Source organism: Nonomuraea sp. NPDC003560, assembly GCF_042878785.1.
Lineage (GTDB): Bacteria > Actinomycetota > Actinomycetes > Streptosporangiales > Streptosporangiaceae > Nonomuraea.
In genome coordinates this window covers 1-14,614 of sequence record NZ_JBIAOF010000020.1, presented here as the reverse complement: position 1 = coordinate 14,614, position 14,614 = coordinate 1, and the positions used below count along the sequence as shown (strand labels likewise).

Annotated in this window: 15 protein-coding genes and 3 pseudogenes; 7 read left to right on the top strand and 11 right to left on the bottom strand. The window is 74.9% G+C overall.

Annotation, left to right across the window (positions count from 1 at the left end; all coding sequences use genetic code 11):
- Positions 1-30: 30 nt before the first annotated feature.
- The 3 genes from ACFYUV_RS48190 to ACFYUV_RS48180 are packed head-to-tail and all read right to left on the bottom strand — an operon-like array spanning position 31 to position 3,415.
- The gene (locus ACFYUV_RS48190; RefSeq protein WP_387682172.1) at positions 31-2,430 is read right to left on the bottom strand and encodes an FtsX-like permease family protein; all 2,400 of its coding nucleotides are present in this window, start codon (positions 2,428-2,430) and stop codon (positions 31-33) included.
- Positions 2,427-3,152: an ABC transporter ATP-binding protein gene (locus ACFYUV_RS48185; RefSeq protein ID WP_387682416.1), complete on the bottom strand. Its 726-nt coding sequence runs from the start codon at positions 3,150-3,152 to the stop codon at positions 2,427-2,429. Before ACFYUV_RS48185 ends, ACFYUV_RS48190 begins: the two co-directional genes overlap by 4 nt.
- Positions 3,153-3,172: 20 nt before the next feature.
- Positions 3,173-3,415, bottom strand: coding sequence for a hypothetical protein (locus ACFYUV_RS48180; protein ID WP_387682169.1), 243 nt, complete (start codon positions 3,413-3,415; stop codon positions 3,173-3,175).
- A gap of 107 nt (positions 3,416-3,522) precedes the next feature.
- On the opposite strand from ACFYUV_RS48180, the gene ACFYUV_RS48175 reads away from it, so the two are divergent.
- Complete coding sequence (locus tag ACFYUV_RS48175; protein WP_387682167.1) at positions 3,523-4,287, top strand: NAD(P)-binding domain-containing protein; 765 nt, start codon at positions 3,523-3,525, stop codon at positions 4,285-4,287.
- A 22-nt stretch (positions 4,288-4,309) separates the two neighbouring features.
- Here the strand turns inward: ACFYUV_RS48175 and ACFYUV_RS48170 are convergent, their stop codons facing one another.
- The 6 genes from ACFYUV_RS48170 to ACFYUV_RS48145 form a co-directional block, all read right to left on the bottom strand.
- The gene (locus ACFYUV_RS48170; RefSeq protein ID WP_387682164.1) at positions 4,310-5,527 is read right to left on the bottom strand and encodes an alpha/beta hydrolase family protein; all 1,218 of its coding nucleotides are present in this window, start codon (positions 5,525-5,527) and stop codon (positions 4,310-4,312) included.
- 32 nt (positions 5,528-5,559) lie between these two features.
- Entirely contained in the window at positions 5,560-6,993 is a 1,434-nt protein-coding gene (locus ACFYUV_RS48165; protein WP_387682161.1) for a S41 family peptidase, read from the bottom strand.
- Positions 6,990-8,060 (bottom strand): ABC transporter permease, encoded by a 1,071-nt coding sequence (locus ACFYUV_RS48160; protein ID WP_387682159.1) that lies wholly within the window; start codon positions 8,058-8,060, stop codon positions 6,990-6,992. Before ACFYUV_RS48160 ends, ACFYUV_RS48165 begins: the two co-directional genes overlap by 4 nt.
- Positions 8,057-8,944 carry an ABC transporter ATP-binding protein gene (locus tag ACFYUV_RS48155; RefSeq protein WP_387682156.1) on the bottom strand — a complete coding sequence of 296 codons (888 nt, stop codon included), beginning with the start codon at positions 8,942-8,944 and terminating at the stop codon, positions 8,057-8,059. Before ACFYUV_RS48155 ends, ACFYUV_RS48160 begins: the two co-directional genes overlap by 4 nt.
- The gene (locus ACFYUV_RS48150; protein WP_387682153.1) at positions 8,941-9,333 is read right to left on the bottom strand and encodes a GntR family transcriptional regulator; all 393 of its coding nucleotides are present in this window, start codon (positions 9,331-9,333) and stop codon (positions 8,941-8,943) included. Before ACFYUV_RS48150 ends, ACFYUV_RS48155 begins: the two co-directional genes overlap by 4 nt.
- A 90-nt stretch (positions 9,334-9,423) precedes the next feature.
- A complete protein-coding gene (locus ACFYUV_RS48145) occupies positions 9,424-9,924 on the bottom strand; it encodes a class I SAM-dependent methyltransferase (RefSeq protein ID WP_387682150.1) in 501 nt (166 codons plus the stop codon).
- A gap of 94 nt (positions 9,925-10,018) precedes the next feature.
- Here ACFYUV_RS48145 and ACFYUV_RS48140 point away from each other — a divergent pair, with 94 nt between their 5' ends.
- From ACFYUV_RS48140 to ACFYUV_RS48130, 3 genes are read left to right on the top strand one after another with little or no spacing between them, the layout of a single operon-like run.
- The gene (locus tag ACFYUV_RS48140; protein ID WP_387682147.1) at positions 10,019-10,408 is read left to right on the top strand and encodes a hypothetical protein; all 390 of its coding nucleotides are present in this window, start codon (positions 10,019-10,021) and stop codon (positions 10,406-10,408) included.
- 1 nt (position 10,409) lies between these two features.
- Positions 10,410-11,006 (top strand): TetR/AcrR family transcriptional regulator, encoded by a 597-nt coding sequence (locus ACFYUV_RS48135; protein WP_358297399.1) that lies wholly within the window; start codon positions 10,410-10,412, stop codon positions 11,004-11,006.
- 25 nt (positions 11,007-11,031) lie between these two features.
- Positions 11,032-11,625, top strand: coding sequence for a GNAT family N-acetyltransferase (locus ACFYUV_RS48130; protein ID WP_387682144.1), 594 nt, complete (start codon positions 11,032-11,034; stop codon positions 11,623-11,625).
- Here ACFYUV_RS48130 and ACFYUV_RS48125 read toward each other — a convergent pair.
- On the bottom strand, positions 11,570-12,466 hold the full coding sequence (locus ACFYUV_RS48125; RefSeq protein WP_387682141.1) for a polysaccharide deacetylase family protein: 897 nt from the start codon (positions 12,464-12,466) through the stop codon (positions 11,570-11,572). The genes ACFYUV_RS48130 and ACFYUV_RS48125 overlap by 56 nt on opposite strands.
- A gap of 113 nt (positions 12,467-12,579) precedes the next feature.
- Positions 12,580-13,191: pseudogene (locus ACFYUV_RS48120) on the bottom strand (sigma-70 family RNA polymerase sigma factor); the annotation flags it as partial.
- 20 nt (positions 13,192-13,211) lie between these two features.
- Here ACFYUV_RS48120 and ACFYUV_RS48115 point away from each other — a divergent pair.
- From ACFYUV_RS48115 to ACFYUV_RS48105, 3 genes and pseudogenes are all read left to right on the top strand, one after another.
- A pseudogene (locus ACFYUV_RS48115) lies at positions 13,212-13,364 on the top strand (aldo/keto reductase); the annotation flags it as partial.
- A gap of 137 nt (positions 13,365-13,501) precedes the next feature.
- Positions 13,502-14,122: an O-methyltransferase gene (locus ACFYUV_RS48110; RefSeq protein WP_387682139.1), complete on the top strand. Its 621-nt coding sequence runs from the start codon at positions 13,502-13,504 to the stop codon at positions 14,120-14,122.
- 199 nt (positions 14,123-14,321) lie between these two features.
- Positions 14,322-14,614, top strand: a pseudogene (locus tag ACFYUV_RS48105) (hypothetical protein); the annotation flags it as partial.

Genomic DNA, 14,614 nt, shown 5'->3' with positions numbered 1-14,614 from the left:
TACCGAACGAACCGCCACAGAGCTTTCACGTCACGTCATGATCTTCCGGGCGGGTAGCTCCATGGCGAGGGACACAATCGTCATCACTGCCAGGATAGAGGCCGGGACCAGCCACAACGGCCCGGCAGGCAGCGGGCGGGCCAGGAAGCCCACGCTCAGCAGCACCAGCGGCACCGCCGACAGCACCAGCCCCGACAGTGACGCCCCGGCGCCCACGAGCAGCGCCTCCCAGCGCACCACGCGCCTGAGCTGACGCGGGGTCAGGCCGATCGCGCGCAGCCCGGAGAACTCCTCCCGGCGCGCGGTCGTCGTCGCCACCAGCCGGTTGGCGACCGCCACCAGCACGTAGCCCAGCAGCACGGCGAGCACGGCCACGTTCACCAGCGTCTGGGCCGAGGCCATGGCGGCCTGCGGTCCGGCGGCGTGGTCGTCGAAGCGCAGCCCGGGGCGGCTCACGAGGTCGCCGAAGTCGGCAGGACGGGCCAGCACCGCGCTGTCCAGGCCGGTCGTCGTGTGCGCGGCGGCCAGGTCGCGGGAGACCACGATCGGGCCGAACCCGAGGCCGCGCCGGTAGGTGGCGGCCACCCGAGCCCGCACCCGCGCGCCGTCGCCCATGATCACGTTGATGCTTCCGCCGACCCGGCCCAGGCCCTCCTCCACCGCGACGGCCGCGCCCTTGAGGCCGGACAGGCCGCCGTCGGCGAGGTCCAGGTCGACCAGGCCCTCGGCGTCCGGGCCGAGCGCCATGGCGGGCGTGGCCATCAGGGCGGGGCTGTCGCCGGTCAGCATCGGCTCGGTCACCACGGTCGTCATCGCCATGCCCGCCGCCTTCGTCCGCGAGCGTACGTCGGCCAGCAGGCCGCGCGGGACGCCGCCGAGGTCAGGAGCGGTGATCGTGACGAGGCCGCGCAGGCCCAGGGCGACCTCGTCGGCGCGCGCCTTGGCCATCGTGGTCTGGCTGAGCACCACGCTGAGGCCGAGCGTGACCACCATGCCGAGGGCGGCCACGGCTCCGGCGGTCCGCAATGCGTACCCGTGGGAGTTGTGCACCGCCAGCCACAGCGAGCCGGGCAGCCGCGTCATGAGCCGCGATCCGGCCACCGCCCCGGCAGCCCCCTGCACCAGCCGCGGACCGGCCAGCGCCAGGCCGATCACCGCGACGATCGACGCGATGCCCGGACCGATCATGCCCGCCTCGCCTCGCATGAACAGCGGCGTCACGGACAGCGCCAGCGCGCCGAGCATGAGCAGCAGCCCCGCCCGGGTCCGCCCCGGCGACGGCATGCGCGGCTCGGGCAGCCCGGAGACCACCGGCATGCGCGAGACCCGCAACGACCCCGCCCAGGCGGCCACCCGCGTGACGCCGAGCAGCAGCAGCGTCGCGGCCACGGCCGGCAGCGGCCCGTACACCAGCGGCTGGTCCGCGCGCACCAGCCCGATCCCGGCCAGCAGCTCGCCGAAGCGGGCGGCCAGGAAGTAGCCGAGCGCGGCCCCGAACGGCACGGCCGGGAGCGCCGCCGCCGCGGCCTGGACGGCCACCAGCCTGCGCACCTGACGCGGCGTCGCGCCGGCCGCGCGCAGCAGGGCGAGGTCGCGGCGCTGCCGGTTGACCGACAGCGCCAGGCCGCCGCCCACCACGAACCCGACCACCAGCAGGCTGATCCCGCCGATCGAGGAGGGCAGGACGAGCAGCAGCCCGCGGCCGGCCGCCGCGCCCGGCGACTCGGCGTCGGCCCGGTCCACGCCCGTGGCGTACGCGTAGCCGTCGCCCAGGCGGGCCTTCAGCCGGGCGGCCAGCGTCTCGGGGGAGACGCCGGGCTCCGCGCGGACCGCGACGAGGTCCACCGTCCGCGCCCGGCCCGCCGTCCTGGCGGCCAGGGCGGTGGCGACGGCGTCGGTGAAGTACACGCCGGGGGCGTCCACCACGGCGCTCACCCGGTAGGTGCCCGGCGTGCCGGCCGCCGTCAGCCGCAGCCGGTCGCCGACCCGCGCGCCGTTCACCGCGATCTCGTCGGCGGCGCGCGGCGCCCGTCCGGCGGTGATGCGGCCGCTCAGCGCGAGGGACGACCAGCCGTGCCCGGCGGTGGCCGGGTCGGCGGTCCGCCCGGCCGTCCCGGACCCGACGGCGGCGGGGAAGGCGACGTCCCCGGCCACGGCCGCGACGCCGGGCACCCCGGACGCCGAGGCGACCAGCGAGCCGGGGATCCTGGCGCGTTCGGGCAGCGCGATGTCCGGCTCCTCCTTCAGCGGGATGCTCTGCCGGGCCGAGACCAGCACGTCCGCGCCCGACAGCCGCAGGGGCGGCTGCGCGCGGAAGGCCGAGTCCACCAGCACGCCGGTCCCGGTCACCAGCGCCATCCCGCCCAGCACCGCCGCGAACACCACGACCAGCCCGCCCGCCTTGGCGAGCGCAAGTGCGAGCCTGATCATGCGACCCGCTCCGCGCTCAGCCGCGCCAGCCGTACGGCCAGGTCCTCGGCGGTCGGGGCGGGCAGGATGTCAAGGACCCGCCCGTCGGCCATGAGCACGGTGTCGTGCGCGCGGGCCGCGGCGGCCGGATCGTGGGTGACCATGACGACGGTCTGGCCCAGGTCGTCGACCAGCTCGCGCAGCAGGTCCAGCACGTGGGCGGCGCTGCGCAGGTCGAGGGCGCCGGTGGGCTCGTCGGCGAACACCACGTCGGGGCGCGCGGCCAGGGCCCGGACGATCGCCGCCCGCTGCTGCTGCCCGCCCGACAACTCCGTGGGCAGGTGCCGCATCCGGTCGCGCAGGCCCATCCGGTCGACCAGCTCGCCGAGCCAGGCCCGGTCCGGGCGCACCCCGGCCATCCGCAACGGCAACGTGACGTTGTCCTCGACGGTCACCGTGGGCAGCAGGTTGTAGGACTGGAACACGTAGCCCAGGTGCTTCCTGCGCCACTCCGTGCGCCGGGTCTCCGACATGCGGGTGACCTCGACGCCGCAGATGGTGATCTCGCCGGAGGTAGGCGGCTCCAGGGCCGCGGCGGCCTGCAGGAGGGTGCTCTTCCCCGAGCCCGACGGCCCCATCACGGCCACGAACCGGCCGCGCGGGAAGGCCAGCGAGACGTCGTCGAGGGCGACCACGTCACCGTAGGTCTTGCTCACGCGCTCCAGCGTGACGACCGCCTCCATGACGGGCCTCACGACCGCGCTCACGACCGGCCCCCGGCGAAGCGCAGGATCAGCAGCCCGGCGATGCCCGCCACGCCCACCACGCCCGACGCCAGCCCGACGGCGGTCAGATCGCCCCGCAGGACGATGTTGGTCGCCACGTTCACCGAGGCCCCGCCCACCGCCATGATCCACAGCAGGGGGCGCGACGCCGATCGCCGCGGCCGGGTCCGCGGGCTGTGCGCCGCCCGCTCATATGTGTCAATTCTGTACGGATCGCTCATGAGGACAACGCTATGGACGCAGATCTCCGCGCTGAATCCCGCCAGCAACCGAAGTAACGGTACAGACTGCTGTAGTACGGACGACCACGGATCGGGAGGAAGACTTGGTGCAGCGGATCGGGGTCATCGGGGTGGGCGAGATCGGCCGGGCCATCGTGACGGGCCTGTGCGAGGGGCCCGGCGAGCGTCCCGAGGTGTTCCTCTCCCCGCGGGGCGCCCGCGCGGCGGCGGAGCTGTCGCAGCGCTACGCCGACGTGCACGTGTGCGCCTCCAACCAGGAGGTGGCGGACCGCGCCGAGCTGGTCGTCATCGCCGTGCGCCCGCCGGACCGGCACGACGCGCTGGCCGGCCTGCGCGTGGCCGACGACACGATCGTGGTCAACGTGATGGCCGGCGTCGCCGTCGAGGAGCTGCGCAAGCTCCTGGACACCGGCGCCACCCTGGTACGCGCGATCCCGCTGCCCGCCGTCCGCGACCGCGACTCCGTCACGGTGACCTGGCCGTCCCACCCGGTGACCGACGCCCTGTTCGAACGGCTGGGCGGCGTGCTCGCGGCCGAGGACGAGGCCGCCTTCAACGTCTTCTCCGCGCTGACCGCCACGCTCACCACCCACCTGTCCTACCTGGCCACGCTCAGCGCGTGGGCCGCCGGGCACGGCGTGCCGCCCGAGGTGGCGGAGGGCTACGTCCGCGGCCTGTTCCAGGGGCTCGGGCGGGCCCTGGGCGACGAGAGCCGTTCGCTGGCGCGGCTCGCGGCCGACCACGAGACCCCGAACGGCAGCAACGAACGCGTCCGCACCACCTGGTTCACCCCGGCCAGCTCGCAGGCCCTCACCGGGACGCTCGACGACCTGCTCGACCGCCTCACCTGACCGCGGGCTCCCGGCCGGGCGGTCACCGGCAGTCCTTCTTCCCGGGCACGCAGAACCGCACCTCCGGGTAGCGCGCCGACGGCCCGTCCAGCAACGGCTGCGGCCTGCCGCGCAGGTGCAGGTCGAGGAAGGCCCGGACGTACGCGCGGACGATCTGCGTGGGCCGGGCCGCGTCAAGGGAGCCCGGCGTGCCCAGGCCGAGCGCCCGGGCCAGCAGCGGCACGTCGGTGAAGGACTGGTGGTCCGCGCCGGGCAGCGTCAGCCACCGCTTCCAGCCGGACAGCAGCTTCCAGTCGCGGTCCCAGGAGGTGTCGCGCCCGCCCGGCGGGTGGCCCGCCGACCCCAGGAACAGGAACGGCCGCGACAGCCCGCCCCTGGGGATGCGGGCGTACGTGGTGCCGTCCATGTCGAGGCCGGCGCGGATCCGGCGGTCCTTCAGCATGGCCCCCACCGCCGCGGCCCCGCCGATCGAGTGCCCCGCCATCGCGATCCGCTTCCGGTCGATCAGCCGCGCGCCCGGCCACGCCGGGTCCGGGCCGGTCAGCCGGTCGAGCACGAAGGAGACGTCGGCCGCCCGCGCCGCGGTCACCCTCGGCCCGAACCCGGGATCGGTGTCGCTGTCGCAGGCCACGCACGTCGCGATCCGCCCGTCCGGGAAGGTCGTGGCGTAGTTCTCGTAGGCGTGGTCGACGCCGGCCACGACGTACCCGTGCGAGGCCAGGTCCTCGGCGAGGGCGGTCAGCGTGCCGCGCGGCAGCGTGAAGCCGGGGGAGAGCACCACCAGGGGCAGGCCGCCCGCCCGTCCGGCGGGCTCGGCGCCGGTGCGGGCGTTGGTCCGCACCTTGCTGAGCACGTCGGAGGGTGCACTGGTCACCCGCTTGCCCTTCAGCGTCAGCTCGGACTCCTTGGCCGACATGTAGGGCGCGGGGGTGCCCGTCCGCGTCCGCGCCGGGTACCACAGGGTGACCATCAGCTCCCTGGCCTTCGCCTCGGGCGCCCACGGGTCGGCGCGGGAGGCGTCCTTCAGGTACAGGACGGTGGCGCCGACCGGCCGGTCGCCGGTCGGCGGGGGCAGCGCCGGGGGAGCGGCGGGCGTGGCGGGCGTGGCGGTCGTGGCCGAGGGGCGGGCGGCGGCGGCCCTCGGCGGTGCGGGCGCGGCGCACGCCGACAGCAGGCACGACACGGTCAGGAGGGTCGACACGGCGCGGGTGATCGGCTTCGGTACGACGGCATGGCTCATGAGATGGTCCGTCCTCGTCGGCACGGGAATCGTCAGGGGTGCAGCAGGTTCAGCGCCGCGGCCAGGGCGGGGTCGCGCCCGGCGGCGGCGTCGCGCGGGGTCAGCGGCACGTGCACGTCGGGCGGCACGCCGACCCGGTCGATCACCTCGCGTCCCGGCGCCAGGTGATGCCTGGACGGGAACGCGAGAACGGTGTTGTCGCCCAGCGCGTACGGCTGCGCCGGCCCCGACACCGCCCCGGCCGTCCGCGTCCCGACCAGCCGGCCGAGCCGCAGGTCCTTGACGGCGGCGCTGAAGTGCTCGCACGCCGAGGCGCACCCCCGGTCGGTCAGCACCACCAGCGGCAGCCCGACCAGCGGGACGGTGTCGTCGGTCCGCATGGTCTCGCACGAGCCGTCCGCGGCGCACTGGTAGGCGGTCACCGCGCCGTGCGCGAAGCCGCCCAGCAGCCGGTTCACCTCCCCGGGGCTGCCGCCGCCGTTGCCGCGCAGGTCCAGCACGACCCCGGCGAGCGTCCTGCCGGTCCGCAGCCGGGCGATCGCCCGCAGCACCCGGTCGGCGGAGTCGGGCGCGAAGCCGCTCATCCGCACGTGGGCGACGTCCCCGGCGAGCAGGCCGGCCGCCACGACCGGCAGGGTGTCCGGATCGGGCTGGAACAGGCGGGGCTTCAGCGTCACGGTGCGGCGGCGGCCGGTGTCGGGACGCAGCAGCCGCAGCCGGACCGGGGCGGCCTGCGGGTAGCGCGGGTGGAGCGCGGCGACGACGGCCGGGGTGACCTGCGTGCCGACGAAGGGCGCCGAGCCGTCGACCGACTCGACGACGTCGCCGGGGCGCACTCCGGCGGCCCGCGCCGGTCCGCCGGGCACGGCGGTCACGAACAGCGGCGGCAGCGCCGTCCCGGGGGCGTCGGCCGGGCGGGCGCTGGCCGTGAGGCCCAGGCCGTACTGGTCGCCGTCGTAGGCGCCGGGCGGGCGTGGTGTGCCGTGCTCCCAGCGGGCGTGGTCGTCGCCGAGCGCGGCCACGATCGCCTCCAGCGTGGCGGCGGCCAGCCGCGCGCGCAGGGCGTCGTCGCGCGGCAGCCGGTCGATGACCCGCCGGTAGGCCGCCTCGAACGCGGCCCAGTCGGCCGTCCTGTCGCCGGTCAGCGCCGGCATCGCGGCCTCGGGCAGGTCGCGGCCGGCCCGGTTGAGTTCCGTGACGAAGGCGGCGAACCCGGCGGTGAGCAGCGTCCGGTGGTCCAGGGTGGCGGCGCCGTAGTAGCGGGCGAGGACGCACCGGTACGCCTGCCCCACCACGTCGATCGTGGTCGGCCGTTCCGCGCCGGGGGGAGCGCCGCCCTTCGGCGGCGCGCACACGGCCGGGGCGGCCGCGGACGCGCCGCCGGGCCGGGCGCGCGGCGGCGTCTGCCCGGCGCAGGCCGTCGCCAGGACCAGGACGAGCCCCGCCGCCAGCGTCCCGCCCCTCATGACAGCCTCCTTCTGAGCCGGTCGAAGCAGAACGCCGTCAGGCCGAGGGCGAGCAGGGCGTAGAGCCCGGTCTCGATCCACTGGAACGGCCAGAAGCGCTCGAAGGGCTGGTACACCGCCCGCTGCCGGTACCCCAGCCGGTTGACCTCGGCCAGGCACGTGCTCATGGCGCCCTCGCCCTGTTCCCGCATCGCGGACGGCCCGCAGGGCCCCGAGGTCAGGGACACCGGGATGAGGACCCCGTCGCCCTGGTCGCCGAGCACGCGCCCGGAGCCGTCCACGAGCCGGCCGGACAGCACCCATGCCCCCGGACGGCCGGGGATCGCCGGGGCCAGCGTCACGTGCGCACCGGGGCCGCCGACGTCGCCGCCGGGCACCAGGAAGTCGTCGACGTTGTCGTGGCCGAGCTCGAACGACGCGCTGACCGGCGGCAGCAGGTGGGGCCTGACCAGCAGCGGCACAACGATCTGCAGCGCGGCGAAGACGGCCAGCGTGATCGCCATCGCCGGCAGCGTACGGCGGACCAGCAGACCGACGGTCACGCCCAGGACGAACGCGAAGGCCGCGTACCCCATCGGGACGACCCCGCGCGCCCCGAACACCAGCGGGTCCATCAGCCCGAACCCCGGTGCGGCGGACCTGTCCAGCGGGCCGGACCACCAGGTCACCACGAGGCTGCACAGCCCGGCGGCGGCCACCGCGGCCAGCCCGAGGAGCCCGAGCTTGACGGCCAGCCACCGGCCGCGGGTGATGCTCTGGTTCCACACCAGCAGGTGGGTGCCGCTCTCCAGCTCGCGGGTGATCAGCGGCGCCCCCCAGAAGAGCCCGACCAGGGCCGGCAGGACCAGCACGACGGCCGTGGCGGCCAGGAAGGGGCCCTGGTGCTCGTCGAAGAACCGGTCGAAGAAGCGCGCGCAGTCGCCGTCGGCGGCGCAGTCGGCGACGCCGGCGGAGTAGTCGCCGGCCAGCTCCGGCCCGGTCACGGCCAGGACGGCGGCGAGCACGGCGAGCGCCCCGGCCGTCATCGCGGCGGCGGCGCGGAACTGGCGCCAGGTCAGCCAGATCATCGCTGGACCTCCAGGGTGAGCGGGGGGACGGCGGCCGGCCGTTCCATGTAGGCCAGCACCAGGTCCTCCAGGCTGAGTGGGGTGACCGTCCAGGCGGGGTCGTGGATCGGCGCGTCCGTGCGGACGATCAGGGTGCTCTGCCGGTCGGTGTGGCGCGCGGAGATCACCTGCTGCTCGCCGGGCAGCCGGCCGGGGTCGCGGCGCGGCCCGGTGAGCCGGTGGTGGGTGGCCAGCAGCTCCTCGACCTCGCCGGCGACGCGCACGCGCGAGTCGACCAGCACGACCACGTAGTCGCAGGTGCGTTCGAGGTCGGCGACCAGGTGGGAGGAGAGCACCACGCTCAGCTCCTGCTCGGCGACGGCCTCCATCAGGCCCTGGAGGAACTCCCGGCGGGCCAGCGGGTCGAGCGCGGCGACCGGCTCGTCCAGGAGCAGCAGCTCGGGCCGCTTGGCCAGGCCCATGGTGAGCGCGAGCTGGGCGCGCTGGCCGCCCGACAACCTGCCCGCCCGCTGCCCGGGGTCGAGCCCCAGCCGCCGGACGCGGTCATCGGCGAGCGCGGCGTCCCAGCCGGGGTTGAGCCGCGCGCCCAGGCGCAGGTGCTCGGCCACGCTCAGCCCGGCGTAGACCGGGGCGTCCTGCGCGACGAACCCGATCCTGGCCTGCTGTCCCGGCGCGTCCGGCGGGTTCCCGCCGAGCACGGAGATGCTGCCCTCGGATGGTCTGAGCTGACCGCCGGCCAGCTTCAGCAGCGTCGTCTTGCCGACCCCGTTGGGGCCGACCAGCCCGACGACGTGACCGGCCGGCACGTCGAGCGCGCAGTCGCGCAGGGCCCAGCGCCTGCCGTACCTCCTGCCCAGCCCCTGGGCGGTCAGGACGCCGCTCATGCCGTCTCCCGCCGCGCCGCGGCCCGGAAGGTGCTCATGAACAGCGCCTCGATGCTCTCGTCGTCCAGCCCGGCCAGGCGGGCCTTGGCCAGCCAGCGGCGCAGGTCCTGGCGGAGCGGCCCGTGCGCGGCCAGGGAGGCGTCGGCCAGCGTCCTGGTGACGAACGTGCCGACCCCCGGCCGGGCCGCCGCCAGCCCCTCGTGCTCCAGCTCGCGGTAGGCCTTCAGCACGGTGTTGGGATTGATCGCCAGCGCGGCGACGACCTCCTTGACCGTGGGCAGCCGGTCGCCCTCGCGCAGCAGGCCCAGGCGCAGCGCGTGCCGCACCTGCTGGACCAGCTGCAGGTACGGCGACACGCCGGACCGGGCGTCCAGATAGAAGTCGATCACCCTTTCCTCCATTTATCTAGGCTCCTAGTACTATGAACCTTTGGAGATCAAGGGCGTGTAAGGAAACTCAGCCGGGCCGGTGGGCGACGGTCAGCAGGTGCCCGCTGGCGCCCAGGAGCGAGGGCTCCGACTCCATCGAGCGCTGGGCGTCCAGGAGCAGGGCCCGGCGGTCCGGGTCACCCCGCCGGGCCGTACGGCGCGCCGGGCCTCGCCCAGGGCCCGCAGCCGGTCGGCCCGGTCGGCCAGGTGGTGGAGCGGGCCCAGCAGCAGGACGGCGTCCGCCCTGCCGTCGGGCACGGGCAGCCGCCGCGCGTCGCCGACCCGGGCGCGCAGCCCCGGCACCCTCGCCGCCCGCTCCACGTGCAGCGGCACGGGGTCCAGCAGGTCCACCTCGTAGCCGTCGGCCAGCAGCCATTCGGCGTGCACGCCGGTGCCGCCGCCCACGTCGAGGACCCGGGCGGGGGGCGGCGGCAGCGTGCGGCGCAGCACGTCCTGGGTGCGCCAGAACTCCAGGCGGCCGCGCCCCTCGCGCAGCCGGACGTGCTCCAGATCCTGTGCGTAGTAGGCGAGCACCTCGCGGGTCACGGTCATGATCGATCGTGGCCGCCGCGCCCGGCCGGCGGCAACGAGTTTTCCCCGGCGGATCCCCGCGCAGATTTTTATCCGACCGTGTAAATTTATCCTTATGGATAACAACCAGGTCTGGCGGCTCGTCCGGATCCTCTTCGCCGCCGTGCTGCTCCTGTCGATCGCCACGCTCGGCGTGGCCGCCGTCGTCGGCGGCAACTGGGTGGTGTGGCTGCGCGCCGCCGCCGTCGCCGCCGCCTCCGCCTGGCTCGTCTCCCTCGCCGGGCAGGCCGCCCGCGGCAGACGGGCCGCCTACGTGCGCATCCGGTTCGTCTCCGTCGCCGCGCCCCTCGGCGTCGTGCTCATCCTCCTCGCGCCGGACAGCGGCTACCCGCTGTGGATGAAGGCCGAGCAGGCCGTGGTCGGCGTCCTGGTCGCCGCCGTCGCGGTCGTCGTCAACCGCCGTGCCGTGCGTGCGGCGTTCCCGAAGCGTGGCAAGCTGGGCTGACATGGAGAGCTCCGGAACCCGTCAGGCGGCCACCGAGGCCCGCAAGGCCCAGATCGCCTCGGCCGCGATCGCCGTGCTCGCCGAGCGGGGTTACCCGGAGACCACGTTCGAGGCCATCTGCCACCATGCCGGGCTCAGCAGCAAGAGGCTGATCTCCTACCACTTCTCCACCAAGGAGCAGCTCTTCGAGGCCGTCGTCCGGCAGGTCGTCTCCGACGCGGCCGCCTTCATGCGGCCGGCGATCGAGGCCGCGTCCGGAGCCCGTGCCCAGCTGGAGGCGTTCATCAGGGCGAACATCGCCTTCATCGCCGCCCATCCGGCCCACGTGCGCGCGGTCCAGCAGATCGCGTTCAACCGCGCGCCCGTGGGGGGCGGCGAGCGGGACGCCGCCATCGCCCGGCTGGTCGCCCTGTTCGACGACGGCCAGCGCAGCGGCGCGTTCCGGACGTTCGACAGCGTCCTGATGGCCACGTCCCTGCGCGCCGGCATCGACGCGGTGGCCGACCGGGTCGCCGGCGGCCTCGACCCCGATCACTGCGCCGACGAGCTCGCCGAACTCTTCGACCGCGCCACCGCGAGGACACCCCGCCCGTCCTGACCGGCCGTCGGGCATCATGGTCGGCATGCCGGTCCTCGTCGATCCCACGCCCGGGTTGCGGGCGTCGTTCCTGGAGGCGGTGGCCGAGTTCCGGGCCGACCGTGACTTCCCGCTCCCGTGGTTCGTCCAGGACGTCGATCCCGCGGCGCTGACCGATCCGGCGGCCTTCGCGGCCTACGTCCGGCGGCTGCTCGGCGAGCGCACCCAGGCGGGCGTGCGCGCGGGGTTCGTGCCGATGACCACGCTGTGGTGGGCCGACGGCGACCGGTTCCTCGGCAGGCTGGCCGTCCGCCACCGGCTCACCCCGGAGCTGGAGCGGCTCGGCGGCCACATCGGCTACGACGTGCGCCCGGGCGCCCGCCGTCTGGGCCACGCGACGGCGATGCTGGCCGCGGCGCTGCCGATCGCCCGGCGGCTGGGCGTCGACCCCGCCCTGGTCATGTGCGACCGGACGAACACCGCCTCCCGGCGGGTCATCGAGGCCAACGGCGGCCGGCTCCTCGACCTCACCGAGCGCAAACGCCGCTACCTGGTGCCCACCGGGCCCGGGCAGCGGCCCGGGGTCACGGGCGTTCGCCGCGCTGCGCGGCCCGCAGGTCCAGCCAGCCGATCAGCTTGACGTCCTCGGCGTCCAGGACCTCCCGGACGTCGGGGTCGGTGAACAGGGCCAGCTCCCAGCCGCGCTTGGCCGCGCCCGGCATGATGGCGCGCAGCTCGTCGGTGTCCTCGAAGGGATGGATGTAGATCTCCGTCACGCCCGGCCGCAACGAGCGCAGCAGCCCGATCATGTCCTTCTTGAGCGAGTCGTAGTCCTCGCCGTCGGACTGCTGGAAGGGCAGCGACCACAGGCGGTCGAGGATGACCACCCCGGCCTCGTCGGCCATCGCGGCCAGGGCCCGCGCCACGGGCTCCAGCTCCTCCGGCGCGCCGGTGCCCTCCAGCGAGCGGGGCAGGCGGAAGGGCAGGCCGAACTCGGCGCACACCGGCAGGACGACGTCCAGGAAGTGGCGGCCGGTGGCCAGGCCGTACAGGCTGCCCATGTGGTTGTCGGCGTGCGAGGGGTCCAGGCCGAGCGCGACGGCCTTGCGGATCTGGTTGACGATCTCGACGCGGACCTCTTCGGGGTCGGCCGACCGTTCGAAGGAGGCGCAGTCGTGGAAGAAGTAGCCGGTCTCGTCCACCAGCGTGGGGACGGGCCGGTCGCGGGTGACCGGGCCCCAGCGGTAACCCTCCCACTCGCTGGTCAGCGTCAGGTGCACCCCGACGTCGAAACCGGCGGCCTCGGCGACGGCCTGCGGCGCCCACGGGCAGGGCGTCATCACCGTGGCCGAGCTGATCGCCCCGGCCCGCAGGAGGGAGGTGATGCCGAGGTTGGCCGACCGGCTCATGCCGTAGTCGTCGGCGTTGACGATGAGCAGCCGGTCGTCGGGGGCGTGGCCGAGCCGGGAGGCGAGCGTCATCAGCGAACCCTTCGTAGGTGGCGGCCGGTGGACGACCCCGCGCGACCGATCGTGCAGCACCGCGGCGACCTTCGTCAATCACCGTCCGGCGATCGGCGCTCCAGGGTCGTGAGGTCGAGGACGGCCAGCAGCGCGTCGAAGTCGCCCTCGCGGGCCGCGGCCAGGAACGCCTCCACCACCCGGCGCTGACCGGCGAGGTCGGGATCGGGGGTGGGGGCCGCGCCGCGCACCCGCTGACGCGCCCGGCTGGCCGGCTTCTTGGCCGCCACCGGCGTGCGCTCCACGATGGGCGCGATCTGCTCGAACGGCAGGCCGAACATGTCGTGCGGCACGAACGCCAGCCGCTCGGCCGGCGACAACGACTCCAGCACGACCAGCAGCGCCAGGCCCACCGAGTCGGCCAGCAGCGCCTCCTGCTCGGGGGCGGCGGCCGGGTCGGCGGCCTCGGCCCGTCCGACCACCGGGTCCGGCAGCCGCGCCTCCAGCGGCTCCTCCCGCAGGGCCTTGCGGGTGCGCAGGACGTCCAGGCAGACCCGGCTCACCACGGTGGTCAGCCAGGCGCCGAGGTCGGCGATGTCGCCCGAGTCCGAGCGCGCCAGCCGCAGCCACGCCTCCTGGACCGCGTCCTCGGCCTCGGTCGGCGAGCCGAGCATGCGGTAGGCGACCGCCTTCAGACGGGGACGATGCCCCTCGAACCGGTCAGCCAGCAGGTCATGGGGAGTCATGGAGATACGCTGTCGCCGACGAGTTCGGCGTCTCCTCCTCCCGGGTCGCCCTCGCCTGGACCCGGGCGCACCACGCCCGGATCCATCCGATCTCCGGCGCCAGGACGCTCGACCAGCGCACCGGCAATCTCGCCGCCTGTGAGCTGCAGTTGCCGCCCGAGGTGGTGGAGCACCTCGACGAGGCCAGCGCCTTCCCGCTCGGTTTCCGCAGAACTTCATCCACATGTCGCGCGAGTTCGTCCACGGACCCTCGGTCGGCCGCTTCGACCAAAGGGTGCCGTAGGGCGGTCGGCCGGCTTAGCCTGGACCGATGTCACTTGAGGGCACGGCGACGTACCCCGATCTCGCGCAATTACCGCCTTTGGTGCGGCGGGCGGTCGAGGTCGCGCGGCGGGCGGGCTTCGGGGCGTCCTGCCGTCCCGAGCAGGGACGGTTGCTGCTGGCGCTGGCCGCCGGGGCCGAGATGATCGGCGAGACCGGGACGGGGTGCGGGGTGGGGCTCGCCTGGCTGGCGTCAGGGGCGCGGCCCGGGACCCGGTTGGTCAGCGTCGAACGGGACGCGGTCTCGGCGGCCCTGGCCGCCGAGGTGTTCTTCGATCAGCCACAGGTGTCGGTCGTCCATGGCGACTGGCGGGAGATCCACCGGGACGCGCCGTACGACCTGCTCGTCCTCGACGGAGGCGGCCAGGGCAAGCACGGCGAGCCGCCCGCCGACCCCCAGCGGCTGCTCAGGCCCGGCGGCACGCTGGTCATCGACGACCTGACCCCGGCCCGGCACTGGCCGCCCCGGTTCGACGGGAGCGTCGACCGGACCCGGATGCACTGGCTCGACCACCCCGGCATGGACACGGCGGAACTGCGGCTCGCACCCGACCTGGCCGCGCTGGTGGCCACCCGCCGCTTCGCCGAGGCACCCGACCGGGAACGTTGATCTGCGCCCGGGCGGCGGTGCGGTTCTCAGCGAGGAGGGGTTCGCGCCGGTGCCCGGGCCGGTCGCCCACGCGCCTGGGACGTCTCCACGACCCGCTTGCCCGATTCATGACGATGTCATGTGCAGCCGGTGATCACGTCTCTGGTTCGTGTCGCGCCTGACCAGCAGGGTTGTTGTCAGTCGATCTGAAGGAGACGTCATGACTTCCCTGCGCTGGAGAACCTGGCACGGTCCGCTCGTCGCCTGTGCCCTCGCGATGGCGGCGCTCGCGTTGGTGAGCGGCGTCGGCCTGGTGGTCGACGGGCGGACCGTCATGGGCGAGGGGGTCTGGCTCAAGCCGTTCAAGTTCGCCGCCTCCTTCGCTCTGTACGCGCTCACGCTCGCCTGGATGATCGGCCAGGTCGAGCGGTGGCGGCGGACCCTGTGGTGGCTGGGCACGGTCACGGTGACGCTGTTCGTGCTGCCGGAGATCTCGGCGATCACCTTGCAGGC